35 protein-coding genes are annotated in these 25,955 nt (G+C 39.2%); 33 read left to right on the top strand and 2 right to left on the bottom strand.

The annotated features are described in order from the left end of the window. Positions 1-179 precede the first annotated feature (179 nt). The 5 genes from CSE16_RS20705 (at position 180) to tuf (ending at position 4,946) form a co-directional block, all read left to right on the top strand. Positions 180-431: a ribosomal L7Ae/L30e/S12e/Gadd45 family protein gene (locus CSE16_RS20705; RefSeq protein ID WP_099425605.1), complete on the top strand. Its 252-nt coding sequence runs from the start codon at positions 180-182 to the stop codon at positions 429-431. Between the two features lie 103 nt (positions 432-534). Further along, positions 535-954 carry a 30S ribosomal protein S12 gene (gene rpsL, locus CSE16_RS20700; RefSeq protein WP_099425604.1) on the top strand — a complete coding sequence of 140 codons (420 nt, stop codon included), beginning with the start codon at positions 535-537 and terminating at the stop codon, positions 952-954. 44 nt (positions 955-998) lie between these two features. Beyond that, complete coding sequence (gene rpsG, locus CSE16_RS20695) at positions 999-1,469, top strand: 30S ribosomal protein S7 (RefSeq protein WP_099425603.1); 471 nt, start codon at positions 999-1,001, stop codon at positions 1,467-1,469. A gap of 76 nt (positions 1,470-1,545) precedes the next feature. After that, on the top strand, positions 1,546-3,624 hold the full coding sequence (fusA, locus tag CSE16_RS20690) for an elongation factor G (protein WP_099425602.1): 2,079 nt from the start codon (positions 1,546-1,548) through the stop codon (positions 3,622-3,624). A gap of 134 nt (positions 3,625-3,758) precedes the next feature. After that, the gene (tuf, locus tag CSE16_RS20685; RefSeq protein ID WP_099425601.1) at positions 3,759-4,946 is read left to right on the top strand and encodes an elongation factor Tu; all 1,188 of its coding nucleotides are present in this window, start codon (positions 3,759-3,761) and stop codon (positions 4,944-4,946) included. A gap of 185 nt (positions 4,947-5,131) precedes the next feature. Here the strand turns inward: tuf and CSE16_RS20680 are convergent, their stop codons facing one another. Then, the gene (locus CSE16_RS20680; RefSeq protein WP_099425600.1) at positions 5,132-5,437 is read right to left on the bottom strand and encodes a hypothetical protein; all 306 of its coding nucleotides are present in this window, start codon (positions 5,435-5,437) and stop codon (positions 5,132-5,134) included. 315 nt (positions 5,438-5,752) lie between these two features. Here CSE16_RS20680 and CSE16_RS20675 point away from each other — a divergent pair, with 315 nt between their 5' ends. Next, a complete protein-coding gene (locus CSE16_RS20675) occupies positions 5,753-7,936 on the top strand; it encodes a malate synthase G (protein ID WP_099425599.1) in 2,184 nt (727 codons plus the stop codon). A 77-nt stretch (positions 7,937-8,013) separates the two neighbouring features. On the opposite strand, the gene CSE16_RS20670 is transcribed toward CSE16_RS20675, so the two are convergent. Beyond that, positions 8,014-8,901: a LysR family transcriptional regulator gene (locus CSE16_RS20670; protein ID WP_099425598.1), complete on the bottom strand. Its 888-nt coding sequence runs from the start codon at positions 8,899-8,901 to the stop codon at positions 8,014-8,016. A 243-nt stretch (positions 8,902-9,144) separates the two neighbouring features. Here CSE16_RS20670 and CSE16_RS20665 point away from each other — a divergent pair, with 243 nt between their 5' ends. From CSE16_RS20665 to secY, 27 genes are all read left to right on the top strand, one after another. Next, positions 9,145-9,822, top strand: coding sequence for a response regulator transcription factor (locus CSE16_RS20665; protein ID WP_099425597.1), 678 nt, complete (start codon positions 9,145-9,147; stop codon positions 9,820-9,822). Then, positions 9,819-10,814 carry a sensor histidine kinase gene (locus CSE16_RS20660; RefSeq protein ID WP_099425596.1) on the top strand — a complete coding sequence of 332 codons (996 nt, stop codon included), beginning with the start codon at positions 9,819-9,821 and terminating at the stop codon, positions 10,812-10,814. The genes CSE16_RS20665 and CSE16_RS20660 overlap by 4 nt, the downstream gene beginning before the upstream one ends. Positions 10,815-10,917: 103 nt before the next feature. Beyond that, a complete protein-coding gene (locus CSE16_RS20655) occupies positions 10,918-11,679 on the top strand; it encodes an ABC transporter ATP-binding protein (protein WP_099425595.1) in 762 nt (253 codons plus the stop codon). After that, positions 11,669-13,651, top strand: coding sequence for an ABC transporter permease (locus CSE16_RS20650; RefSeq protein ID WP_099425594.1), 1,983 nt, complete (start codon positions 11,669-11,671; stop codon positions 13,649-13,651). Before CSE16_RS20655 ends, CSE16_RS20650 begins: the two co-directional genes overlap by 11 nt. 116 nt (positions 13,652-13,767) lie before the next feature. After that, on the top strand, positions 13,768-15,087 hold the full coding sequence (locus CSE16_RS20645) for a Na+/H+ antiporter family protein (protein WP_099425593.1): 1,320 nt from the start codon (positions 13,768-13,770) through the stop codon (positions 15,085-15,087). 370 nt (positions 15,088-15,457) lie between these two features. Further along, positions 15,458-15,766, top strand: coding sequence for a 30S ribosomal protein S10 (rpsJ, locus tag CSE16_RS20640; RefSeq protein ID WP_008406970.1), 309 nt, complete (start codon positions 15,458-15,460; stop codon positions 15,764-15,766). Between the two features lie 54 nt (positions 15,767-15,820). After that, positions 15,821-16,450, top strand: coding sequence for a 50S ribosomal protein L3 (gene rplC, locus CSE16_RS20635; RefSeq protein ID WP_099425592.1), 630 nt, complete (start codon positions 15,821-15,823; stop codon positions 16,448-16,450). A gap of 27 nt (positions 16,451-16,477) precedes the next feature. Next, positions 16,478-17,101, top strand: coding sequence for a 50S ribosomal protein L4 (rplD, locus tag CSE16_RS20630; protein ID WP_099425591.1), 624 nt, complete (start codon positions 16,478-16,480; stop codon positions 17,099-17,101). Next, complete coding sequence (gene rplW, locus CSE16_RS20625; protein ID WP_099425590.1) at positions 17,101-17,385, top strand: 50S ribosomal protein L23; 285 nt, start codon at positions 17,101-17,103, stop codon at positions 17,383-17,385. Before rplD ends, rplW begins: the two co-directional genes overlap by 1 nt. A 39-nt stretch (positions 17,386-17,424) precedes the next feature. Further along, on the top strand, positions 17,425-18,255 hold the full coding sequence (rplB, locus tag CSE16_RS20620; RefSeq protein WP_099425589.1) for a 50S ribosomal protein L2: 831 nt from the start codon (positions 17,425-17,427) through the stop codon (positions 18,253-18,255). Positions 18,256-18,315: 60 nt separating this feature from the next. Continuing rightward, on the top strand, positions 18,316-18,594 hold the full coding sequence (gene rpsS, locus CSE16_RS20615) for a 30S ribosomal protein S19 (RefSeq protein WP_099425588.1): 279 nt from the start codon (positions 18,316-18,318) through the stop codon (positions 18,592-18,594). A 22-nt stretch (positions 18,595-18,616) separates the two neighbouring features. Continuing rightward, complete coding sequence (rplV, locus tag CSE16_RS20610; RefSeq protein ID WP_057986287.1) at positions 18,617-18,961, top strand: 50S ribosomal protein L22; 345 nt, start codon at positions 18,617-18,619, stop codon at positions 18,959-18,961. Positions 18,962-18,964: 3 nt separating this feature from the next. Beyond that, positions 18,965-19,621 (top strand): 30S ribosomal protein S3, encoded by a 657-nt coding sequence (gene rpsC, locus CSE16_RS20605; RefSeq protein WP_099425587.1) that lies wholly within the window; start codon positions 18,965-18,967, stop codon positions 19,619-19,621. Between the two features lie 2 nt (positions 19,622-19,623). Further along, positions 19,624-20,058 carry a 50S ribosomal protein L16 gene (rplP, locus tag CSE16_RS20600; protein WP_099425586.1) on the top strand — a complete coding sequence of 145 codons (435 nt, stop codon included), beginning with the start codon at positions 19,624-19,626 and terminating at the stop codon, positions 20,056-20,058. Continuing rightward, on the top strand, positions 20,048-20,248 hold the full coding sequence (rpmC, locus tag CSE16_RS20595) for a 50S ribosomal protein L29 (RefSeq protein ID WP_057986282.1): 201 nt from the start codon (positions 20,048-20,050) through the stop codon (positions 20,246-20,248). The genes rplP and rpmC overlap by 11 nt, the downstream gene beginning before the upstream one ends. 18 nt (positions 20,249-20,266) lie before the next feature. Continuing rightward, a complete protein-coding gene (gene rpsQ, locus CSE16_RS20590; RefSeq protein ID WP_099425585.1) occupies positions 20,267-20,530 on the top strand; it encodes a 30S ribosomal protein S17 in 264 nt (87 codons plus the stop codon). A gap of 46 nt (positions 20,531-20,576) precedes the next feature. After that, positions 20,577-20,945: a 50S ribosomal protein L14 gene (gene rplN / locus CSE16_RS20585; RefSeq protein ID WP_008406955.1), complete on the top strand. Its 369-nt coding sequence runs from the start codon at positions 20,577-20,579 to the stop codon at positions 20,943-20,945. A 37-nt stretch (positions 20,946-20,982) separates the two neighbouring features. Continuing rightward, the gene (gene rplX, locus CSE16_RS20580; RefSeq protein WP_057986278.1) at positions 20,983-21,291 is read left to right on the top strand and encodes a 50S ribosomal protein L24; all 309 of its coding nucleotides are present in this window, start codon (positions 20,983-20,985) and stop codon (positions 21,289-21,291) included. A gap of 28 nt (positions 21,292-21,319) precedes the next feature. After that, positions 21,320-21,859, top strand: a complete 540-nt coding sequence (rplE, locus tag CSE16_RS20575) for a 50S ribosomal protein L5 (protein ID WP_057986277.1) — start codon at positions 21,320-21,322, stop codon at positions 21,857-21,859. Between the two features lie 21 nt (positions 21,860-21,880). Further along, the gene (gene rpsN, locus CSE16_RS20570; protein ID WP_008406949.1) at positions 21,881-22,066 is read left to right on the top strand and encodes a 30S ribosomal protein S14; all 186 of its coding nucleotides are present in this window, start codon (positions 21,881-21,883) and stop codon (positions 22,064-22,066) included. A gap of 30 nt (positions 22,067-22,096) precedes the next feature. After that, positions 22,097-22,495, top strand: coding sequence for a 30S ribosomal protein S8 (rpsH, locus tag CSE16_RS20565; protein ID WP_057986274.1), 399 nt, complete (start codon positions 22,097-22,099; stop codon positions 22,493-22,495). 31 nt (positions 22,496-22,526) lie between these two features. After that, positions 22,527-23,066 (top strand): 50S ribosomal protein L6, encoded by a 540-nt coding sequence (rplF, locus tag CSE16_RS20560; RefSeq protein ID WP_099425584.1) that lies wholly within the window; start codon positions 22,527-22,529, stop codon positions 23,064-23,066. A 41-nt stretch (positions 23,067-23,107) separates the two neighbouring features. Then, a complete protein-coding gene (rplR, locus tag CSE16_RS20555; RefSeq protein ID WP_099425583.1) occupies positions 23,108-23,467 on the top strand; it encodes a 50S ribosomal protein L18 in 360 nt (119 codons plus the stop codon). A 21-nt stretch (positions 23,468-23,488) separates the two neighbouring features. Then, positions 23,489-23,989 carry a 30S ribosomal protein S5 gene (gene rpsE / locus CSE16_RS20550; protein ID WP_099425582.1) on the top strand — a complete coding sequence of 167 codons (501 nt, stop codon included), beginning with the start codon at positions 23,489-23,491 and terminating at the stop codon, positions 23,987-23,989. 13 nt (positions 23,990-24,002) lie between these two features. Beyond that, positions 24,003-24,182 carry a 50S ribosomal protein L30 gene (gene rpmD / locus CSE16_RS20545; RefSeq protein WP_057986266.1) on the top strand — a complete coding sequence of 60 codons (180 nt, stop codon included), beginning with the start codon at positions 24,003-24,005 and terminating at the stop codon, positions 24,180-24,182. Between the two features lie 33 nt (positions 24,183-24,215). Next, complete coding sequence (rplO, locus tag CSE16_RS20540; protein WP_099425581.1) at positions 24,216-24,656, top strand: 50S ribosomal protein L15; 441 nt, start codon at positions 24,216-24,218, stop codon at positions 24,654-24,656. Beyond that, entirely contained in the window at positions 24,656-25,951 is a 1,296-nt protein-coding gene (gene secY / locus CSE16_RS20535) for a preprotein translocase subunit SecY (RefSeq protein ID WP_099425580.1), read from the top strand. Before rplO ends, secY begins: the two co-directional genes overlap by 1 nt. Positions 25,952-25,955 lie beyond the last annotated feature (4 nt).

Raw genomic sequence — 25,955 nt, 5'->3', positions numbered from 1 at the left:
AACAAATTAATTCCGGTAGAGGATAATCCCTCTGCCGGAGTTTTTCTAAAAATAACTGTGTATTTATACCGCTAAAAAAGAACAGATATTCTTTAATGATATTGGTTGACAGTGTAAGTTTGAAATGATAATATATTGAAGGTTGATAGTTAACTGTCTGTACTTTGGAGGATATGCAAATGTCTTATGATCAAGTAAAACAGGCTAGTAAAACAATCATAGGTATAAAGCAAGCAGTGAAAGCGATGCGTGCTGGACAAGTAACAGCTCTTTTTGTTGCAATTGATGCAGACAATTGGGTAACCGATCCGGCCATTCTTCTCGCGAAAGAAATCGGGATACCAGTTTATCTTGTTAATTCAAAAATAGAACTTGGTAAAGCTTGCGGCATTCATGTTAGCGCTGCGGTTGTTGCGATTACTGCGATGTAGTTTTTGTGTGTATAAATGCACAAAGACTTTGTTTTTACCCAAAAAATGAACCACCTGGATGTGTGGTATTGAAACAAGGAAAAAATGAAGGGAGGACAAATCGATGCCTACAATTAACCAATTAGTACGTAAGCCTCGTCAATCTAATAGCACGAAATCAAAATCTCCAGCGTTAAACAAAGGATATAACTCATTTAAAAAATCTTTAACTAACGTTAAATCTCCACAAAAACGCGGAGTTTGTACTCGTGTTGGTACAATGACACCACGTAAACCGAACTCGGCTTTACGTAAATATGCGCGTGTACGCTTATCTAACCTACTTGAGGTTACTGCGTATATCCCAGGTGAAGGTCACAACCTACAAGAACACAGTGTTGTACTTATCCGTGGCGGACGCGTAAAAGACTTAGCTGGAGTTCGTTACCACATCGTACGTGGTGCATTAGATACAGCTGGTGTTAATGGTCGTTTACAATCTCGTTCTAAATACGGTACTAAACGCCCGAAAGAAAAAAAATAATTTAACTTAAAATATGTAATTACTATTTGAAAGGAGGAAAACACATGCCTCGTAAAGGTCCTGTTTCCAAACGTGACGTGTTACCAGATCCACTTTATAACTCAAAGCTAGTAACTCGTTTAATCAATAAAATGATGGTTGATGGTAAAAGAGGTACTTCTCAAAAGATTTTATACGGAGCTTTCGAATTAGTTCAAGAGCGTTCAGGTCAAAATCCTTTAGAAGTATTTGAATCAGCATTAAACAATGTAATGCCAGTTCTTGAAGTACGCGCTCGCCGCGTTGGTGGTTCTAACTACCAAGTACCGGTTGAAGTTCGTCCAGAACGTCGTTCAACTTTAGGTCTTCGCTACCTAGTTAACTATTCTCGTCTTCGTGGTGAGAAAACTATGGAAGAGCGTTTAGCTAACGAAATCTTAGACGCTTCTAATAACACTGGTGCTTCTGTTAAGAAACGTGAAGATATGCACAAAATGGCGGAAGCTAACAAAGCATTCGCTCACTATCGCTGGTAATTTGATTTAAGCTCTAGGAAACTAGAGCTTAAATTTTACTTAAATAGTTAACCCAATATGGAAGGAGAAATTTCCTATGAAACGCGAATTCTCTCTAGAGAAAACTCGTAATATTGGGATCATGGCTCACATTGATGCTGGTAAAACAACAACAACAGAGCGTATCCTTTATTACACTGGTAAGATCCACAAAATCGGTGAAACACATGACGGCGGTTCGCAAATGGACTGGATGGAGCAAGAACAAGAGCGTGGTATCACGATCACTTCTGCTGCAACAACAGCTCAATGGAACAACCACCGTATTAATATTATCGATACTCCAGGACACGTAGACTTCACTGTAGAAGTTGAACGTTCTTTACGCGTTCTAGATGGTGCTGTAACTGTACTTGATGCTCAATCTGGTGTTGAGCCTCAAACAGAAACTGTTTGGCGTCAAGCTACAACATACGGTGTACCACGTATCGTATTTATCAACAAAATGGATAAAATGGGAGCAGACTTCTTATATTCTGTAGGAACGTTACATGACCGTTTACAAGCAAACGCTCACCCAATCCAACTACCAATCGGTGCTGAGGATCAATTCTCAGCAATTATCGATTTAGTAGAAATGAAAGCTACTTTCTACGGAAACGAAGAAGGTACAGCAGTTACTGAAGGAGAAATTCCTGCAGAACATTTAGCACAAGCTGAAGAATACCGTGAGAAATTAATCGATGCTGTTGCAAGTGTTGACGAAGATCTTATGGTAAAATATCTTGAGGGTGAAGAAATCACTGTTACAGAGCTTAAAGCGGCTATCCGTAAAGCAACGATTGCAGTTGAATTCTACCCTGTTTTATGTGGTACAGCATTCAAACACAAAGGTGTTCGTAAAATGCTAGACGCAGCAGTTGATTACCTACCAGCACCAACTGACGTACCAGCGATTAATGGTACTAATGTTGATGGTGATGAAGCAGTTATCCGTCATTCTTCTGATGAAGAGCCATTCTCAGCTCTTGCATTCAAAGTTATGACAGATCCTTTCGTAGGTAAATTAACATTCTTCCGTGTATATTCTGGTGTATTAGACGCTGGTTCATATGTACAAAACTCTTCTAAAGGTAAACGTGAACGTGTAGGTCGTATCCTACAAATGCACGCTAACTCACGTGAAGAGATCGCGAAAGTATTCGCTGGGGATATCGCAGCAGCTGTAGGTCTTAAAGACACTACAACTGGTGATACATTATGTGACGAGAAAAACCTAGTTATTCTTGAATCAATGGACTTCCCTGAGCCAGTAATTTCACTTTCTGTAGAACCAAAATCTAAAGCTGACCAAGATAAAATGGGTCAAGCATTAGCTAAATTACAAGAAGAAGATCCAACTTTCCGTGCTCATACTGACACAGAAACTGGACAAACAATCATCTCTGGTATGGGTGAGTTACACTTAGATATCCTAGTTGACCGTATGAAGCGTGAATTCAAAGTAGAAGCTAACGTAGGTGCTCCAATGGTATCTTACCGTGAAACATTCCGTGGCTCTGCTAAGGTTCAAGGTAAATTCACTCGTCAATCTGGTGGTCGCGGTCAATACGGTGACGTAACGATCGAGTTCTCTCCAAACGAAGAGGGTAAAGGTTTCGAATTCGAAAACGCTATCGTTGGTGGTGTTGTACCTCGTGAATACATTCCTGCTGTAGAAGCTGGTTTACGTGATTCTTTAGATCGCGGTGTAGTAGCTGGTTACCCACTTATCGACATTAAAGCAAAATTAGTATTCGGTTCTTACCATGACGTTGACTCGAATGAGATGGCGTTCAAAATTGCTGCATCTATGGCTCTTAAAGAAGCTGCGAAGCAATGTAACGCAGTTATCTTAGAACCAATGATGAAAGTTGAAGTTGTAATTCCAGAAGAGTACCTTGGTGATATTATGGGTAACATTACTGCTCGTCGCGGTCGCGTAGAGGGTATGGATGCTCGTGGTAACTCACAAGTAGTACGCGCAATGGTGCCACTATCTGAAATGTTCGGATATGCTACAACTTTACGTTCAGGAACTCAAGGTCGCGGTGTATTCTCAATGACATTTGATCATTATGAAGAAGTACCAAAATCAATTTCTGAAGATATCATCAAAAAAAATAAAGGTGAATAATTGAATTTTCATCTTGCATGAAGTATAAATAATTTGTAAGCTATGATTGACTGGTTATGAACGGGGCCCTGTTTGTAATCAGCAATCTTAGAATAAAAAAAAATTAAAACATATCTCTGAGGAGGCTTTTTCTAATGGCTAAAGAAAAATTTGACCGTTCTAAAACCCATGCTAACGTTGGTACAATTGGACACGTTGACCATGGTAAAACTACTTTAACTGCTGCAATCGCAACAGTTCTTTCTAAAAAAATGGGTGGGGAAGCGAAGTCATACGCTGATATCGACAACGCTCCAGAAGAAAAAGAGCGTGGTATCACAATCAATACTTCTCACGTAGAATACGAAACTGATACTCGTCACTACGCACACGTTGACTGCCCAGGACACGCCGACTATGTTAAAAACATGATCACAGGCGCTGCTCAAATGGATGGCGGTATCTTAGTAGTATCTGCTGCTGATGGTCCAATGCCACAAACACGTGAACACATCCTTTTATCTCGTCAAGTAGGTGTTCCATACTTAGTAGTATTCATGAACAAATGTGATATGGTTGACGACGAAGAATTATTAGAATTAGTAGAAATGGAAATCCGTGACCTACTTTCTGAATATGACTTCCCAGGCGACGATATTCCAGTAATCAAAGGTTCTGCTCTTAAAGCATTAGAAGGCGAAGCTGAGTGGGAAGAAAAAATCGTTGAATTAATGGACGCTGTAGATTCTTACATCCCAACTCCAGAACGTCAAAATGACAAACCATTCATGATGCCAATCGAGGACGTATTCTCGATCACTGGTCGTGGTACAGTAGCAACTGGTCGTGTTGAACGTGGTCAAGTTAAAGTCGGCGAAGTAGTTGAAATCGTTGGTATTACTGAAGAAGCTAAAACTACAACTGTAACAGGTGTAGAAATGTTCCGTAAATTATTAGACTATGCTGAAGCTGGTGACAACATCGGTGCATTACTACGTGGTGTAGCTCGTGAAGATATCCAACGTGGTCAAGTATTAGCTAAACCAGGCTCAATTACTCCACACACAAACTTCAAAGCTGAAGTTTATGTTTTATCAAAAGAAGAGGGTGGCCGTCATACGCCATTCTTCACTAACTACCGTCCTCAGTTCTACTTCCGTACAACTGACGTAACAGGTATCTGTAACTTACCAGAAGGCGTTGAAATGGTAATGCCTGGTGACAACATCGAGATGACTGTTGAGCTTATCTCTCCAATCGCTCTTGAAGAAGGTACAAAGTTCTCTATCCGTGAGGGTGGACGTACTGTTGGTGCCGGCGTTGTTGCTTCAATCCAAAAATAATTTGAGCTTAAGCTAATTTTTAAAACCCCCTACTAGGACGCTTGTAGGGGGTTTTTATTTTTTTAGCGTAATTCAAAGTCTCTACGCAATTACGCTATGGCGTCATTTATTATAAAAATCGAGTAAAAAGGCATTTTGATTAAATTCAAAATGCCTTTTACTCGTAAGGGAAACTTAATTGTAAATTATATGAATACTTTTTTTAGTCTCTCTGGTAGCAACTTATTTAAGACTCGGCTAATTATAATTATCGCAGCGATTAAGATAATTAATGACAGGCCCCATTTAAAATATTGATTTAATTCAAGTATCAAAAGCCAATCAAAAATTTGAGCGATCAAGCCAAGGCTAACCGAATAAATACCTACAAACGTAATGAAACCAAATATTACTTCATTTTTTGCAATGTCCTTTAATTGCTCACGATGATTGATCATTTTAAACAATGCAAATATAGAAAAAAGTACGACTAATACAACAGATATTTTCAAGATGTCACCTCTAATGTGTAATTCTCATTCTATTATACGGGATATTATAAATAACTTCATGTAGTAGCATCTATTTAATGGATCTTTATCTAATGTATATAGTTAAAGGGCATAATGGTTATGCAAAATATGTATTTCATTTATATACCATTATCCAATTATAATAATAGATAAGAAGAGGGGATTTCTTTTCTAGGTGGATGAGCAAATATAGATTTTACGAAATCCAAGTAAGAATGGACAGCAACTAAGTATGAATGGGTCCTTGTTGTGTCCGACTAAACCAAATAAAGATGTTCAAGGGGGATATTGTTTATGTCAACATTTGTACAAGTGGGGAGTTTACAAGTAGCATCAACTTTATACGATTTTATTAACGAGAAAGTAATACCGGGCAGTGAGGTAGAGCAAGTTGCATTCTGGAATGGCTTTGATCAACTGATTCATGACTTAGCACCAGAAAATCAAACGTTATTAGCAGAGCGTGATAATTTACAAGAAGCAATTAATCAGTGGCATAAGGAAAATAAGGGGAATTTTGATTTTGCTGCATATAAAGTCTATTTAGAAGGAATTGGTTATTTAGAGCCGAAAGTTGAGCCTTTTAATGTATCGACTGAAAATGTAGATTCAGAAATTGCATTTCAAGCTGGTCCACAATTAGTTGTACCAGTAAGCAATGCGCGTTACGCAATTAATGCGGCCAATGCACGTTGGGGTAGTTTATATGATGCGCTTTACGGAACAGATGTCATTGGTAATGAAGATGGGGCAGAAGCAGGGAGAGGATATAACCCGGTTCGTGGTGGAAAAGTAATCAATTATTCAAAACATTTTTTAGATGATGCGGCTGCATTACAAGGGGCTTCTCATAAGGATGTTGTGAACTATGCAATTGTCGATGGTTTATTACAAGCGACGTTATCAAACGGACAAAAAACAGGTTTAGTTCAAGAAGAGAAATTAGTCGGCTATTTAGGGGAAACGGCTGATCCAACTGCTGTATTACTTAAAAATAATGATTTACATGTGGAAATTCAAATAGATCGCCTACATCCAATTGGAAAGAATGATGTAGCGGGTGTGAAGGATGTTGTTTTAGAATCGGCTATTACTACGATTATGGACTGTGAGGATTCCGTAGCCGCTGTTGATGCAGAGGATAAAGTTGAAGTTTATTCGAACTGGTTAGGTTTAATGAAGGGCGACTTAACAGCTACGTTTGAAAAAGGGTCAAAAACGCTGACGCGTACATTAAATCCAGATCGTGTATATACAAGTCCAACTGGTGGAAGTGTGACAATTAATGGACGCTCATTAATGTTCATACGTAATGTGGGACACTTAATGACGAATTCGGCGATTTTATATAAAGATGGTCAAGAAGTGCCTGAAGGAATTATGGACGGCGTAATTACAAGTTTAATTGCCAAACATGAGCTGCTTGGTAGTGGACAATATAAAAACTCGCAGGAAGGCTCTGTTTACATCGTAAAACCGAAAATGCATGGCTCAAAAGAGGTTGCATTTGCAAATAAATTATTTGAACGTGTGGAAGATTTAATTGGTGTAAAACGTTTTACATTAAAAATTGGTGTAATGGATGAAGAACGTCGTACATCCTTAAATTTAAAAGCATGTATTCGAGAAGTGAAGGACCGTATTGTTTTCATTAATACAGGCTTTTTAGATCGCACAGGAGATGAAATTCATACATCGATGGAAGCGGGTCCAATGATTCGTAAAGGTGAAATGAAAACGTCTACTTGGTTAGCGGCATATGAAAAATCAAATGTCGCAGTCGGTCTAGATGCAGGTTTACAGGGACGCGCTCAAATAGGGAAAGGGATGTGGGCGATGCCGGATTTAATGGCAGAAATGCTTAAGCAAAAAATTGCGCATCCACAAGCAGGTGCAAATACAGCTTGGGTACCGTCTCCAACAGCAGCGACGTTACATGCTATGCATTATCACCGAGAAAATGTAAAAGAAATTCAAAAAGGCATTACAACTTCAGAAGATTTACAAGATGCAATTTTACAAATTCCACTAGCGCCGTCAACGGATTGGGCACCGGAAGAGGTCCAACAAGAGCTAGATAATAACGCACAAGGGATTTTAGGATATGTTGTGCGCTGGGTAGAGCATGGCGTAGGATGTTCGAAAGTTCCGGACATTAATAATATTGGTTTAATGGAAGACCGCGCGACATTACGTATTTCAAGTCAGCATATGGCAAACTGGCTACATCATGGTATTTGCACAGAGAAGCAAGTACAAGAAACGATGAAGCGCATGGCAAAAGTAGTAGACGAGCAAAATGCAGATGATCCAGAATATGTTGCAATGGCAGCTAATTTTGATGAATCCGTAGCGTTCCAAGCGGCTTGTGATTTAGTATTCAAAGGATATGAACAGCCAAGTGGTTATACAGAGCCAATTTTACACAAAAAGCGTTTAGAAGCAAAAGTGAAGTTTGCTCAAAAAGTGAACGCTTAATCAAATGATAAAAAGCGACTTTGATTGATTCTAGTCAGTCAAAGTCGCTTTTTTTCTTTGCTTGGAAATAATGCCGTTTACTCGGGCATAAAACCACGTGCAAGTTCGATAAATTCGCGAACAGCAAAGGGTAAGTATTTATTTTTCTTCCACGTAATGCCGAGCTCCAAATGAATGACTTGCTCTTTTAAAGGAACGGTTTGAATCGTGTCATATGTAATTTTTTCAGCAATTCTTTGTGGGAGTAATGCAATGCCGATCTTAGCTTGCACCATTTCGATAAATAAATCCTTTTGAGATGTTTCACAAGCAATCGTTGGGAAAAAACCAAATTTCGAGCATTCTTCAATAATGCGGTCATATAAAATAAAATCATTTCGGTAAATAATAAATGCCTCCGACTGTAAATTCGACAGTTCAATAAATTCCTGCTTCGCTAGCCGATGATCTTGATGAACAATTAATACAAGTGGATCTTTTACAAATCGAATTGTTTCTAATTGTTCATTTGTCGAACAGAAGCTACATACTAAGCCTATGTCGAGCTCTCCAGCTTCGATTCCCTGTCGAATCCGTTTTGTGCCAACTTCAGTTAATAAAATTTCAATGTATGGATATTTTTCTTTATAATAGCTAATTAATTTCGAAAAAAATTCAGCCCCGACAATTGGAGGAATACCAATTCGAATTTGTCCCTTTTTTAAGTCCATTAAATCAGTTAGTTCGGAGCGTAGATTATGGAAAGACTCAAGCACCTGTAAGGCATTTATTAAAACAGCATGCCCAGCATCGGTTAATTCAAGTTGCTTGGATGAACGATAAAATAGCGGTACACCAAGCTCAGTCTCTAAATTTTGAATGGCTTTACTGATAGAAGGTTGCGATACATGCAATGTAGTGGCGGCTTTCGTAAAGCTTAATTGTTTTGCAACTTCAACAAAATATTCAATTTGTCGGATATCCATGACGGCAAACCCCCCTTAGGAACGATTGAATTCATTATAACAAACATATCTTCATTCAGTGGGTGTTTAAACACCCACTGAATGAAGACAGAGCCTCTGGCGGATGTCACAGTTTTTGAAGGGTGTTAATTGCGCAAATGCAATTTAAAATTTCACTCAATTAAGCTAAAGTGAAATTTATGGAAATAGTTGTAAGTTCAACGTTCATGTATAATATAATAGTGTTTAAAGGAGTGGGTAATCTTGAAAATCATGTTAATAGAAGATGATCCGTCAATTTTCGAATTGATACGTGAGCGTTTTGCACAATGGGATATTGAAGTAATAGGTCCTACAAATTTTCAGCAAGTAATGGATACATTTGTGAAAGAACAGCCTGAGCTTGTCCTGATAGATATTCAATTACCAGCATATGATGGCTTTCATTGGTGTCGAGAAATCCGTTTCGTATCAAAGGTACCAATAATCTTTCTATCCTCACGGGATCACCCTATGGATATGGTGATGGCGATGCAAATGGGAGCAGATGATTTCGTGCAAAAGCCATTCCATATGGAGGTGTTGGTTGCGAAAGTACAGGCATTGTTGCGCCGAACATACACGTATCAAGACCAGGCACCTGAAATTATCCAATGGAACGGAGCGCAAGTAGATTATAGCCGTAGTGATGTAAGCTTTAAAGGGCAAAAAATCGCGCTAACTAAAAATGAGCTTTATATATTACGTGTGTTGTTATCTCAAGCCGATAAAATTGTGTCACGCGACGAATTAATGCGGAAACTTTGGGATGATGAGCGTTTCGTAAATGATAATACGCTAACAGTTAACATGAATCGCTTACGACAGCGTTTAGAGGAAATTGGATTAGAAAATGTTATTTTAACGAAAAAAGGGCTCGGATATATGGCGGTAACTTTATGATTGGGCTATTTTTAAAGGAGCACGCACAGTGGTTTCTGTTTTACTTTTTATCACTAATTTGTTTGAACGGTTTGCTAGTCCTAGATAGCGGGCTTTATAATGTGTCGATTATATATTTAAATAGTGTGTATAGCGTGCTTTTTTTCCTCTTCATTGGCTGGCGCTATTTAAAAGATTGGACGCAGTTTCATAGAATGAAAAATCAAGGTTTTGAAGACTTAGACCGTATGCAAAGCCCCTATATGTCACTTATGGCAGAACGTTTTCAACAGGAATTTGTACAACAAACAAATGAGCTCAATAACAAGAAAATTCAATTGTTAGAGGAGCGCGATGATTTACTTGCATGGGTACATGAAGTGAAAACACCATTAACAGCTTTGAAAATTATGATTGAGCACGTGGAAGATAGTAAGCTTCAAACGCGTCTTGAGCATGAATGGTTTCGTCTGTACATGCTTGTTGACCAACAGCTCCATCAAACACGGCTCCAAACGATGGAACAGGATAATCGTTTAGAGAAAGTTGAACTACACAAAGTAATTTCAAGTGAAATACGTTCGTTAAAAGCTTGGTGTATTGAAAAAGGGATTGGTTTTGAAATAGAGGATTTGGAGCTAGTAATTGTGACAGATTTGAAGTGGCTGGCGTTTATTTTCCGTCAAATCTTATCAAACGCGGTGAAATATAGTCATGCGAATTCAGAAGTGCGTATTTTTATGTCTCAGCAACAAGGAAATTGGGCATTACATATACAAGATAGCGGGATTGGGATTGCACCAGAGGATTTACCGCGGATTTTCCGGAAATCGTACACAGGCTCAGTAGGTAGAGAATCGACGGTAGCAACAGGGATGGGACTTTATTTAGCGCAAAATGCTGCAACAAAGCTTGGTATAAAACTCACCGTAAATTCAAAAGTCAATGAAGGCTCAACGGTTACGTTAATATTTCCTGAACAAAATGAATATACGAAACTTTACGGTATGTGACGAAATTGTCATATGCCGTTTCTTATTGTCATGTAAATCGAACGATTATTGTGAATAAAGATTGTACAATTAAGGGCATAAGGAAGCTGAAAGGAGCACAATGATGAGTATTTTAGTTGGACGTAAAATTAAGAAGACATATGGTAAGAAACAAATGGCCTATGAAGTATTAAAGGGCATAGACTTAGAAGTAGAAAAGGGTGAATTTGTCGGGATAATGGGTTCTTCAGGTTCTGGTAAGACGACGCTCTTAAACGTTCTTTGTTCGATTGATCGTGTAACAGAAGGTCTTGTAGAAATTGAAGGGCGACAATTACAAAAAATGAATGAGCGTGAGTTAGCGAAGTTCCGCCGAGATCAATTAGGCTTCATTTTTCAAGACTATAATTTACTTGATACATTAACGGTAAAAGAAAACATTTTATTGCCGTTATCCATTACAAAAATTCCGAAGGCTGCGGCAGAGGCACGTTTTTCGGAGCTTGTGAAAATATTAATGATTGAAGATATTGCAAATAAATATCCTAATGAAATTTCAGGTGGTCAAAAGCAGCGAACTTCTGCAGCGCGCGCACTTATTTCTAATCCGTCAATTGTATTTGCAGATGAGCCAACCGGAGCATTAGATTCTAAGTCAGCAACAGCATTACTGAGTAATTTAGTAAATATTAATGAACAAAAAAATGTGACAATTATGATGGTGACGCATGATGCAGTAGCGGCTAGCTTCTGTTCACGTGTGTTGTTTTTAAAAGACGGACAACTTTATACGGAGTTATATAAAGGTGAGAAAACTCGCAATGAATTTTTCCAGCAAATTTTGCATACGCAAAGTGTGCTAGGTGGTGACGGTCATGAAGCTTAATCAGTTAGTTTTTAAAAGCATGTTGAAAAATATCAAACATTATTATTTATACTTTTTTGCCCTAATTTTCAGTGTAACCCTGTATTTTTCATTTGTGACATTGCAATATAATGAGTCGGTTATGCAAACGGCAGCGAATAGCGGCACCGCTTCAGCAGGTTTAAAGGCGGCAACGTATATATTGTATTTTATCGTATTATTTTTTGTGCTCTATGCGAATCATTTATTTATGAAACGTCGTAGTAAGGAAATCGGGTTATACCAATTAATCGGTATGACGAAAGGTTTAATTATTCGTCTTATTGCACTTGAAAATATTGTACTTTTTGCTGGTGCAGTGCTAATTGGTATGTTATTTGGGTTTTTAAGCTCACGTTTTTTTGCGATGGTGTTGTTAAATGTTCTTGAGAAAGATACCGTTGTGGCAATGTCATTTAGTTTAGAAGCGTTAAAACAAACGGTCCTGTTGTTTGCAATTTTACTAACTATTATTTTAGTGCAGATGTCCATTATGATTCGTCGTGTATCATTGCTATCGCTTTTCACTGCGTCAAAGCAAGCAGATGAACGCGTGAAACGCTTTAGCCCCCTACAAATGGTAATGGGCGCTATCGGGATTGTACTGATTAGCTACGGCTATTACGCATCCACACAGCTTTTCTCAGCGGATGACGTAAAATATTTGTTTCTAAACATGATGATTATTTTAGCTACGACGATTGGCGGTACATTCTTCGTGTTTCGTTTTTCAATATCCTTCTTATTGAATTTAGTGCGTATGAAGAAGAACGGGCATTTATCACCAGTTGATGTACTTGCATTAACACCGATTATGCACCGTATGAAAGGGAACGCGAAGTCACTAACATTAATTACAATACTAACAGCAGTATCTCTTGCGATTTCAATCCTTTCTTATATTTCGTATTATTCTGCGGGTGAAAAGGCATTTTCAGACTCGCCAACAGATTACACATTATATGAAGACAATGGGAAGGAATTTTTAGCCGCATTAGATGCAGAAGAAATTGATTATGATGCGGTGGATTTACGTTTACAAAAGATGGAGTTTTCACTTGAAGAATTAGTTGCCGAGCATATGAAAAATAATGATATGTGGAAAATGGACATGGAAATTCATGCTGTGCCATTATCGGACTATGTAAAACGTTATCCAGGATTGAAGTTAAAAGGAAATGAAGCAATCATTACGGGATATAATAATTTATTATCAGAAATGATTCCTTTAGAACCAGGGAACGTAACGATGAAAGCTGGAGACCAAAGCTATCCGGTTGAGGTAATGAAAATAAAGGATGAATATTTAATTGGTGGTATTGTTGCTGGCAATGGGCCAGCATTAGTCGTGTCAGATGCATTATTTGAGCAATTGGTGCAGCACAAAGACATGTCGGTTTGGCATAAGCAAACATCCGTTTCATTGCATGACCGAGGTGATTTAGCTCGTGCAGAAACGCTCTATAAAGAAACGAGTGCCAATCATTATGAATTTTCTAAGGCAGATGAAAATGGCGAATTAAACTTAAATAAGCGTGATCAATTAAGTTTGGAAGGATCGCGGATGAACTATATTAGTATGATGGGTGTTACCATTTTCACGACAGCCTTTTTAGGGTTAGCCTTTTTAGTAGCAACGGGCAGCATTTTGTATTTCAAGCAAATGACTGAAGCGGAAGAAGAACGTGAAGCTTACACCATTTTACGTAAAGTTGGTTTCACTCAGCAGGAGATTTTACGCGGAGTTTATATGAAGCAGGCGTTTAATTTCGGATTACCGCTAGCGATCGGTTTGTTACACAGTTATTTTGCAGTTAAATCAGGATGGTTCTTATTTGGATCAGAGCTTGTTACCCCGTTACTTATAACAATGGGACTTTATATTGTAATGTATATCGTCTTTGCATTGCTATCTATAAGTTATTATAAAAAAGTAATTAAAGAGTCATTATAAGGTAACAGACTGTCAACTTAGTGTGAGTTGACAGTCTATTTACATTGACAGCATGTAAGTGAAATATTATACTTTAACACATTAGTAATTTAGCATACGAAAGTGAAGTGTAATAGATGAATGCAGTATTAGTGGCAGTGGGTATCATGCTTATATTGAGTTTAATGCGTGTTAATGTAGTGTTATCTCTAACTGTAGGGGCCGTTTTAGGTGGACTTGCAGGTGGATTGAATGTGCTGGATACGATCGATGCTTTTGTTGGTGGGTTAGGTGGAGGTGCTACGATTGCACTTAGCTACGCTTTACTTGGAGGTTTCGCACTGGCTATTTCACGTACAGGCATTCCAGAAGTTTTAGTGCAGCTGATTTTAAAGCTCGTACAGCGTGAAGGTGAATCACAAAAGAAAGGCTTAGCGAAGGCATTGATCATCTTTGTGTTACTATCACTCGCTATTATGTCGCAAAACTTAATTCCAGTGCATATCGCATTTATTCCATTAATTGTTCCACCAATGCTTAAGTTAATGAACATGTTAGAAATGGATCGCCGTTTAATTGCGTGTACGTTAACATTTGGTTTAATTATGCCGTATATGTTTATGCCATTTGGCTTTGGTTTAATTTATCAAGAACTTATAGTGACGCAAATGGGCTTAGCGGGCATGGAGGTAGCGCTTACAGATGTTCCTAAGGCAATGGTTGTTGTTGCCCTAGGAATGGTTGTGGGCCTTGCTACGGCGTTTGTCGTGTATCGTAAGCCACGTAAATATAAAATGATTGAAGTAGAGACTGAAGAACAATCAAAAGTAGAAGTGAAACCGCGCAATATTTTATTTGCTGCAATTGCATTAGTCGCTTCAATGGCTGTTCAGATCCCAACAGATTCAATGATTATCGGTTCTTTAGTTGGGATTAGCGTATTGTATCTTACTGGTGCATTAAAGGCTAAGGAAGCAGACGAAGTATTAACGGACGGTATGCGTATGATGGCATTTGTAGGTTTTGTTATGATTGCAGCAAATGGTTTTTCAGCTGTAATTAATGCAACAGGGGATGTCGAGCCACTTGTAGCTGGTGCAATGGATATATTTGAGGGGAATGTAGCAATTACCGTATTTGTTATGTTAGTTGTAGGACTCATTGTTACAATGGGAATTGGTTCTTCTTTTGCTACCATTCCAATCATTGCAGCCATCTTCGTCCCGCTTGCCGTAGAACTGGGCTTAAGTGAATTAGCCATTATCTGTTTAATTGGTACAGCGGGTGTACTTGGAGATGCAGGATCACCTGCTTCGGATTCGACACTGGGTCCGACAGCGGGGCTTAATGTAGATGGACAACACAATCACATTTGGGATACATGTGTTCCAACATTTCTATTTTATAATATTCCACAAATCATTTTCGGTTGGTTAGCAGTGGTTTTCTTCCTATAGTATATGCATCACTTTCCTCGTTTGGAGAGTGATGATTTTTTTATAATGTGAGTAAATTTATTGAAATAACATGGTGAATACTAATTTTAATAAATTTATAATCGTTTGAGTTGATTTCGATATAATAATCTTATATACTAATAAACGGCTCAAAGAGAGCGAATGTAGAAAATAAGAATAAAACATTATTAAAAAGAATTTTGCTAAACCACTTGCGAACTTCTTTTTTATTGTGTATAATGTTTAATGTTGGTCTTTGACTGCGATGAAGCGAGAGGTTGCCGACACACCCGGCCGCTTTGCCATGGCGGTGTGTAGGAGAAATTTTCGTGGAGAATGTCTAGAAAATAGGCGAGAAGGAGGGAAAGTAATGGCAAAACAAAAAATTCGTATTCGTTTAAAAGCGTATGATCACCGTATCCTTGATCAATCTGCTGAGAAAATCGTTGAAACTGCGAAGCGTTCAGGTGCTGGAGTATCGGGTCCGATCCCACTACCTACTGAAAGATCTGTTTATACAATCTTACGTGCGGTTCATAAGTACAAAGATTCTCGTGAGCAATTTGAAATGCGCACACACAAACGTCTTATCGACATCGTTAACCCGACACCACAAACTGTTGATGCGTTAATGAAGCTTGATTTACCATCTGGCGTTGATATCGAAATCAAACTTTAATGGTAAAAACAAATATACAAAACTTTTTCTTAAAATTAACAGGAGGTGTGACAAATGACTAAAGGAATCTTAGGTAGAAAAATTGGTATGACTCAAGTTTTCGCTGAAAACGGTGATTTAATCCCGGTAACAGTTATCGAAGCTACTCCAAACGTAGTTTTACAAAAGAAAACTGTTGAAACTGATGGTTACGAAGCGGTTCAAATTGGTTTTGAAGACAAGCGCGTTAAGCTTTCTAACAAACCAGAACAAGGCCACGTAGCAAAAGCGAACACTGCTCCTAAGCGCTTCATCCGTGAGTTCCGCAACTTAGAAGTAGCGGCTTACGAAGTTGGTCAAGAAGTCAAGGTTGAAATTTTCGCTGAAGGCGATGTAATCGATGTAACAGGTGTAACAAAGGGTAAAGGTTTCCAAGGTGTTATTAAACGTCATGGTCAATCTCGTGGTCCTATGTCCCACGGTTCTCGTTACCACCGTCGTCCAGGTTCAATGGGCCCAGTTGCTCCGAACCGCGTATTCAAACAAAAGAAATTACCTGGTCAAATGGGTGCAACTGTTGTAACAATCCAAAACCTTGAAATCATCAAGGTGGATGTTGAACGTAACCTATTATTAGTAAAAGGTAATGTCCCTGGTTCTAAAAAAGCATTAGTAACAGTTAAAACTGCTATTAAACAAAAATAATTCTCTTAAAGAAAGGAGGAAACAGGAATGACAAAAGTATCTTTACTTAGTCAAACAGGTGCTTCAGTTGGTGAAATCGAATTAAACGATGCGGTTTTCGGAATCGAGCCAAACGAAGCGGTATTATTCGACGCAATTATTGCTCAACGCGCATCTTTACGTCAAGGTAATCACAAAGTAAAAAACCGTTCAGAAGTTGCTGGTGGTGGTCGTAAACCATGGCGTCAAAAAGGAACTGGTCGTGCACGTCAAGGTTCGATCCGCTCTCCACAATGGCGTGGCGGTGGTGTTGTATTCGGTCCTACTCCACGTAGTTACGCTTACAAATTACCAAAAAAAGTTCGTCGCTTAGCTCTTAAATCAGCTTTATCGGCTAAAGTGTTAGAACAAAAATTAGTAGTTCTTGATGCATTAACTATCGATGCACCAAAAACAAAAGATTTCAAAGCAGTACTTGCTGCATTAGAAATCAACAAAAAAGCATTATTCGTTACTGCTGAAGTAAACGAAAATGTAGCTTTATCTGCTCGTAACATCCCTGGTGTTACAGTGTTAACAGCTGAAGGAATCAACGTATTAGACTTAATCGGTCATGATAAAGTTGTATTCACTCAAGATGCTGTAAAAAAAGTTGAGGAGGTGCTTGGATAATGGAAGCACGTGATATCTTAAAACGTCCGGTCATTACTGAGCGTTCTTCAGAAATTATGGCAGAGAAAAAGTATACTTTCGAAGTAGACACTCGCGCTAACAAAACTCAAGTTAAAAACGCAGTTGAAGAAATCTTCGGCGTAAAAGTTGAGAAAGTAAACGTAATGAACTACAAAGGTAAGTTCAAACGCGTTGGTAAATTCGGTGGTTACACAAACAAACGTCGTAAAGCGATTGTTAAATTAACTGCTGATTCAAAAGAAATCGAATTATTCGAAATCTAATTTTTGATATATTGAACTTTTAAGAAGGAGGGAAAACAAATGGCGATTAAAAAGTATAAGCCAACCTCAAATGGTCGACGTAACATGACGTCATCTGACTTTGCAGAAATCACAACTAATAAACCTGAAAAGTCTTTATTAGCTCCGAAAAAACGCAAAGCCGGTCGTAACAACCAAGGTAAAATTACTGTTCGTCATCACGGTGGTGGTCATAAGAAACAATACCGTGTTATCGATTTCAAACGAATTAAAGATGACATTCCAGGACGCGTTGCTACAATCGAATACGATCCAAACCGTTCTGCGAACATCGCATTAATTAACTATGCTGATGGTGAAAAACGTTATATCCTAGCTCCGAAAGGTCTTGAAGTAGGTCAAACGATCGTTTCAGGTCCAGAATCGGACATTAAAGTAGGTAACGCGTTACCACTAATCAACATCCCAATGGGTACAACTATCCATAACATCGAAATGAAACCTGGTAAAGGTGGACAATTAGTACGTTCTGCTGGTACTTCTGCACAAGTACTTGGTCGTGAAGGTAAATATGTAATCGTTCGTTTACAATCTGGCGAAACACGTTTAATCCTTGCAGCTTGCCGTGCAACAATTGGTCAAGTAGGTAACGAACAACACGAACTAATTAACATCGGTAAAGCCGGTCGTTCTCGTTGGTTAGGTAAACGCCCAACAGTACGTGGTTCTGTAATGAACCCTAACGATCACCCACACGGTGGTGGTGAAGGACGTTCTCCAATCGGACGTAAATCTCCAATGACGCCTTGGGGTAAACCAGCTCTTGGTTACAAAACTCGTAAAAAGAAAAATAAATCATCTAAATTTATTATTCGTGGACGTAAAAAATAATGTGGTAAACCTACGGTTCGATTCGCGGACCGTGGACGTATCACGGAGGGAGGTTCCTAAATGGGCCGCAGCTTAAAGAAAGGTCCTTTTGTTGATGACCACCTACTTAAAAAGGTGGAAGCACAAGAGGCTTCTGAGAAAAAGCAAGTTATTAAAACTTGGTCTCGCCGTTCTACTATCTTCCCGAGCTTTATCGGTTTAACAATCGCTGTATACGATGGTCGTAAACACGTTCCAGTATACGTGACTGAAGATATGGTAGGTCATAAACTTGGCGAGTTCGCACCAACTCGTACTTATAAAGGTCACGGTGCAGACGATAAAAAAACAAGACGCTAATTTTGAGAGGAGGTAATTCCTAATGACACAAGCTAAAGCTATCGCTCGTACAGTTCGTATCGCTCCTCGTAAAGTACGTCTAGTAGTAGACTTAATTCGAGGCAAGCAAATCGGTGAAGCAGTTGCAATTTTACGTCATACTCCAAAAGCGGCGTCTCCAGTCGTTGAGAAAGTATTAAAATCTGCAGTTGCTAACGCTGAACACAACTATGAGTTAGATATTAATAACCTAGTTGTATCTGAAATCTTCGTTGATGAAGGTCCAACTTTAAAACGTTTCCGCCCACGTGCGCAAGGTCGTGCATCGGCAATTAATAAACGTACAAGCCACATTACTATCGTGGTATCTGAGAAGAAGGAGGGGTAATCCGTGGGTCAAAAAGTACATCCAATAGGACTACGTGTTGGTATTATTCGTGACTGGGAATCAAAATGGTTCGCTGAAAAAGACTACGCTGATCTATTACACGAAGATATCAAAATTCGTAAATATATCGAAACTAAACTTAAAGATGCATCTGTATCTAAAGTAGAAATCGAACGCGCTGCAAATCGCGTGAACGTTACAATTCACACTGCGAAGCCAGGTATGGTAATCGGTAAAGGTGGTACGGAAGTAGAAAACTTACGTAAACACTTAACTGATGTAACTGGTAAACGTGTACACATCAACATTATTGAAATTAAACGTGCTGATCTTGATGCGAAATTAGTAGCTGAAAACATCGCTCGTCAACTTGAGAACCGCGTATCATTCCGTCGTGCTCAAAAACAATCAATCCAACGCACAATGCGCGCTGGTGCAAAAGGTATTAAAACACAAGTATCTGGTCGTTTAGGTGGCGCTGATATCGCGCGTGCTGAACACTATAGCGAAGGAACTGTTCCGCTTCATACATTACGTGCTGACATTGATTATGCACATGCTGAAGCAGACACAACATACGGTAAACTAGGCGTTAAAGTTTGGATCTACCGTGGTGAAGTCCTTCCTACTAAAAAGAACTCTGTGGAAGGAGGCAAATAATTATGTTATTACCAAAACGCGTAAAATATCGTCGTGAACACCGTGGTAACATGCGTGGTGAAGCGAAAGGCGGTAAAGAAGTATCTTTCGGTGAGTGGGGCTTACAAGCTACTACAGCATCATGGATTACAAACCGTCAAATCGAATCTGCCCGTATTGCAATGACACGTTACATGAAACGTGGCGGTAAAGTTTGGATTAAAATCTTCCCGCACAAGCCTTATACGAAAAAGCCTCTAGAAGTCCGCATGGGTTCTGGTAAAGGTTCTCCTGAAGGCTGGGTAGCAGTAGTAAAACCAGGAAAAGTAATGTTCGAAATCGCTGGTGTATCTGAAGAGATCGCACGTGAAGCACTTCGTTTAGCATCACACAAACTTCCTGTGAAATGTAAAGTAGTAAAACGTCAAGAAACTGGTGGTGAATCTAATGAAAGCTAATGAAATCCGTGACCTTGCCACTGCTGAAATCGAATTAAAAGTGAAATCACTGAAAGAAGAGCTTTTCAACCTTCGCTTCCAATTAGCGACTGGTCAATTAGAAAACACAGCTCGCATCCGTGAAGTTCGCAAAGCGATTGCACGTATGAAAACTGTGATTCATGAAAGAGAAATCAGTGCAAACAACTGATAAAGGAGGTTTTCAAGTATGACTGAGCGTAACCAACGCAAAGTTTACACAGGCCGCGTAGTTTCAGATAAAATGGATAAAACAATTTCTGTTTTAATTGAAACACACAAAAAGCACAAGCTTTATGGTAAACGTGTAAAGTACTCTAAAAAGTTTAAGGCTCATGATGAGCTAAACACAGCGAAAATCGGTGATATCGTACGTATCATGGAAACTCGCCCGCTATCAGCTACTAAGCGCTTCCGTTTAGTTGAAGTTGTTGAAAAAGCGGTTATTATCTAATAACACATTTCGGAATAAAACTAATTTCCGAAGGGAGGTAACCTAAGTGATCCAACAAGAAAGCCGTATGAAAGTTGCTGACAACTCAGGTGCACGTGAAGTTTTAACAATTAAAGTACTTGGTGGTTCTGGACGTAAAACTGCTAACATCGGTGATATCGTTGTTTGTACAGTCAAGAAAGCAACACCAGGTGGCGTTGTCAAAAAAGGTGACGTCGTTAAAGCTGTTATCGTTCGCACAAAATCAGGTGCTCGTCGTAAAGACGGTACCTACATCAAATTTGACGAGAACGCTTGCGTAATCATTAAAGATGATAAATCACCACGCGGAACTCGTATTTTCGGACCAGTTGCACGTGAATTACGTGATGGCAACTTCATGAAAATCGTTTCTCTAGCTCCAGAAGTTCTTTAATTTCATGACAGTACCAATCAAGGAGGTGCGACACATAATGCATGTTAAAAAGGGCGATAAAGTAAAAGTAATTACTGGTAAAGACAAAGGTAAAGAAGGCGTAATCTTAGCTGCTTTCCCAAAACAAGACCGCGTTCTTGTTGAAGGTGTAAACATCGTTAAGAAACACGTTAAACCTAACCAACTTAACCCTCAAGGTGGAATTGTATCTCAAGAAGCTGCAATCCACGTTTCGAACGTAATGCTAATCGATCCTAAATCTGGCGAGCCGACTCGTGTAGGTTATGAGATCAAAGATGGCAAAAAAGTTCGTGTTGCAAAAAAATCAGGTGTAGTAATCGACTAATAAGTAAAATGAGAAGGGAGGTACACACATGAGCCGCCTAAAAGTAAAATATTTAAACGAAGTTTCACCTGCTCTTATGAGCAAGTTCGAATATAAATCAGTTATGCAACTTCCTAAAGTTGACAAGATCGTAATCAACATGGGTGTTGGTGACGCTGTTCAAAACTCAAAAGCTCTTGATGTAGCTGTGGAAGAATTAACAATCATCACTGGTCAAAAACCAGTTGTAACTAAAGCTAAAAAATCTATCGCAGGTTTCCGTTTACGTGAAGGTCAAGCGATCGGTGCTAAAGTTACATTACGCGGTGAGCGTATGTATGAATTCCTGGATAAATTAATCTCTATCGCACTTCCACGTGTACGTGACTTCCGTGGTGTTTCTAAAAAAGCATTCGACGGTCGCGGTAACTACACATTAGGTGTTAAAGAACAATTAATTTTCCCAGAAATCGATTACGATAAAGTTTCAAAAGTACGCGGTATGGACATCGTTATCGTAACAACAGCGAATTCTGACGAAGAAGCTCGCGAGTTATTAACACAGTTCGGTATGCCGTTCCAAAAGTAATAAAACAAGGAGGGCGAAAACGTGGCTAAAAAATCAATGATCGTTAAACAACAACGCACGCAAAAGTTTAAAGTACAAGAATATACACGTTGTGAGCGCTGTGGGCGTCCACACTCAGTATATCGCAAATTTAAACTTTGCCGTATTTGTTTCCGTGAACTTGCATATAAGGGACAAATTCCTGGCGTTAAAAAGGCCAGCTGGTAATCCCCTAAATTGGGAAGGAGGTAAATTTTCATGACAATGACTGATCCGATTGCAGATATGCTGACTCGCATTCGTAATGCGAACATGGTTCGTCACGAGAAGTTAGAGGTTCCTGCTTCTAACGTAAAGAAAGAGATCGCTGAAATTTTAAAGCGTGAAGGTTTCGTACGTGACGTTGAGTATGTAGAAGACAACAAGCAAGGTATCATCCGTATTTTCTTAAAATATGGTAAAGATAACGAGCGCGTAATTACTGGTCTTAAACGTATCTCTAAACCAGGTCTACGTGTATACGCTAAAACTAACGAAGTACCTAAAGTACTAAACGGTCTTGGTATCGCTTTAGTATCAACTTCACAAGGTTTATTAACTGATAAAGAAGCGCGCGCTAAAAAAGCAGGCGGCGAAATCTTAGCATACATTTGGTAATAAGTAAGAAAAGAACGGAGGTGCAACATAAATGTCTCGCGTAGGTAAAAAACTTATCGAGGTACCTGCTAATGTAACTGTTGAATTCAAACCTGAAAACACAGTTACAGTAAAAGGTCCTAAAGGCGAATTAACTCGCCAATTCCATCAAGATATGAAAATCGAGCAAGAAGGCAACACTATCTCAGTTGTTCGTCCTTCTGAGTCTAAAGAACACCGTACTAACCACGGTACAACTCGTGCGTTATTAGCTAACATGGTAACGGGTGTTTCTGAAGGTTTCTCTCGCTCTCTAGAACTTATCGGTGTAGGTTACCGTGCACAATTACAAGGCAACAAACTTGTATTGAACGTTGGTTACTCTCATCCAGTAGAGTTTACACCTGAACAAGGTTTAGAGGTTGAAGTTCCTTCAAACACTAAAATTATCATCAAAGGTATTTCTAAAGAGCGTGTTGGTGCTTTAGCATCTAACATCCGCGACGTACGTCCACCAGAGCCATACAAAGGTAAAGGTATTCGTTACGAAGGTGAATTCGTTCGCCGTAAAGAAGGTAAAACAGGTAAATAATGCAGCTTAAAACTGTATTAATCTAGAAAGGAGTGACCTCTGTGATTACGAAACAAGACAAAAATCAAGTTCGTAAAAAACGTCATGGGCGTGTTCGTTCTAAAATTTCGGGTACTGCACAACGTCCGCGTTTAAACGTATTCCGTTCTAATAAGAACATTTATGCACAACTGATCGACGATGTAGCTGGCGTAACTTTAGTTTCTGCTAACACTCAAGAAAAAGCTTTCGAAGGTGCTGCTGCAAACGTAGAAGCTGCTGCTAAAATCGGTGAAACAATCGCTAAACGCGCTGCTGAAAAAAATATTACTACTGTGGTATTTGACCGTAGCGGTTACTTATATCATGGACGTGTAAAAGCTTTAGCTGAAGCTGCACGTGAAAACGGCTTAGAATTTTAAGAAGAAGGAGGGACATACTTCATGAGTCGCATTGACGCAAACAAATTAGAACTTGAAGAACGCGTAGTTACAATTAACCGTGTTGCTAAAGTTGTTAAAGGTGGTCGTCGCTTCCGCTTCACTGCATTAGTTGTAGTTGGAGATAAAAACGGTCATGTAGGTTTCGGTACTGGTAAAGCCCAAGAGGTTCCAGATGCGATCCGTAAAGCTGTTGAAGACGCGAAGAAAAACTTAATCGAAGTACCACGCGTGGGTGGAACTACTCCACACTTAGTGCAAGGTCGCTTCGGTGCAGGTTCAATTTTAATCAAACCTGCTGCTCCTGGTACAGGAGTTATCGCTGGTGGTCCAGTACGTGCTGTATTGGAACTTGCTGGTATTACTGATATTCTTTCAAAATCTCTTGGTTCAAACACACCAATTAACATGGTGCGTGCAACTGTAGCAGGTTTAACTGAATTAAAACGCGCAGAGGACGTTGCAAAACTACGCGGTAAATCAGTGGAAGAGTTATTAGGATAAGGGGGGAATTATAATGGCTAAATTACAAATCACCCTTGTTAAGTCTGTAATCGGTTCTAAACCAGGTCAACGTAAAACTGTTGAAGCTTTAGGCCTACGCAAAACTAACCAAACTGTTGAACAAGCTGACAACGCAGCTATTCGCGGTATGTTAACAAAAGTAGCTCACTTAGTTACTGTTAAAGAAATTTAATTTCAATTATATGAACAAGGAGGTGCCACCCAAATGAAACTTCATGAGTTAAAACCAGCAGAAGGTTCACGTAAAGTACGTAACCGCGTTGGTCGTGGTATCGGTTCTGGTAACGGTAAAACTTCTGGTAGAGGTCATAAAGGCCAAAACTCTCGATCTGGCGGCGGCGTTCGCCCAGGATTTGAGGGGGGTCAAAACCCATTATTCCGTCGTTTACCTAAACGAGGCTTTACGAATATTAATCGTAAAGAATACGCGATCGTTAACCTTGATGCGTTAAACCGTTTTGAAGATGGTGCAGAAGTAACACCTGCATTACTATTAGAAACTGGTGTCGTGAGCAATGAAAAAGCTGGAATTAAAATTCTAGGTCATGGTACGTTAAATGTTAAGCTTAACGTAAAAGCTCACAAGTTCTCTGCTTCAGCTAAAGAAGCAATCGAGAATGCTGGCGGAACAACTGAGGTGATTTAATGTTTCAGACGATCTCTAACTTTATGCGCGTTCGAGATATACGAAATAAAATCATCTTTACTTTATTAATGTTAATCGTTTTCCGTATCGGGACATTCATCCCGGTACCAAACGTTAACGCAGATGTATTAAAGGCGACTGATGAGTTTAACTTAGTAGGTTTCCTTAATACGTTTGGCGGTGGTGCTTTGGCAAACTTCTCTATTTTTGCGATGGGGATTATGCCTTACATCACAGCCTCAATTATTGTCCAGTTACTTCAAATGGACGTTGTACCAAAGTTTGCAGAATGGTCGAAACAAGGTGACGTGGGCCGACGTAAGTTAGCTCAATTCACACGTTATTTCACAATTGTGCTAGCATTTATTCAATCTTTCGCAATGTCGTTCGGGTTTAACCAGTTCTACGGTGGGTCATTGATTGTAGATACTAGCGTTCAATCGTACTTAACGATTTCAATCGTGCTTACTGGTGGTACAGCATTCCTATTGTGGTTATCAGAACAAATTACTGCTTATGGTGTTGGTAATGGTATTTCAATCATTATCTTCGCTGGTATCGTCGCGGCGCTTCCTAACACAGTAAACCAAATTTATGCACAACAAATTGAAGGCGCAGGAGATCAACTTTTCATTAAGATTATTATCCTGATGCTATTAGTTTTAGTGCTACTTGCTGTTATAGTTGGTGTTATTTACGTTCAACAAGCGTTGCGTAAAATACCAATTCAATATGCAAAACGAGTTGCTGGTAATTCGCCTAAAGTGGGCGCACAACAAACGCACTTACCGTTAAAAGTAAATGCTGCAGGGGTTATTCCGGTAATCTTCGCGGTAGCGTTCATGGTGACACCTCAAACTTTAGCGACATTCTTCGGTGATAACAAAGTAACTGCATTCATTACGAACACTTTTGATTATTCAAAACCTGTTGGGATGGTCATTTACATTGCGTTAATCGTGGCATTCACATATTTCTATGCATTCATTCAAGTGAATCCAGAAAATGTGGCCGACAACTTGAAAAAGCAGGGTGCTTATATTCCGGGCATTCGTCCAGGTAATGACACACAAGCTTACTTAACAAAAGTTCTTTATCGTTTGACATTTGTTGGTGCGCTATTCCTTATCGCAATTTCAGTCATGCCAATTCTGTTCATTAACTTTATGAACCTGCCGGCTTCGGCTCAAATCGGGGGAACAAGTTTAATAATTGTAGTTGGTGTTGCACTTGAAACGATGAAACAATTAGAGTCTCAACTCGTTAAGCGTCATTATAAGGGCTTTATGAAATAAGGCA

The organism is Solibacillus sp. R5-41 (assembly GCF_002736105.1).
In the GTDB taxonomy this organism is placed as follows: Bacteria; Bacillota; Bacilli; order Bacillales_A; family Planococcaceae; genus Solibacillus.
This window is presented reverse-complemented; position numbering and strand designations above follow the sequence as displayed.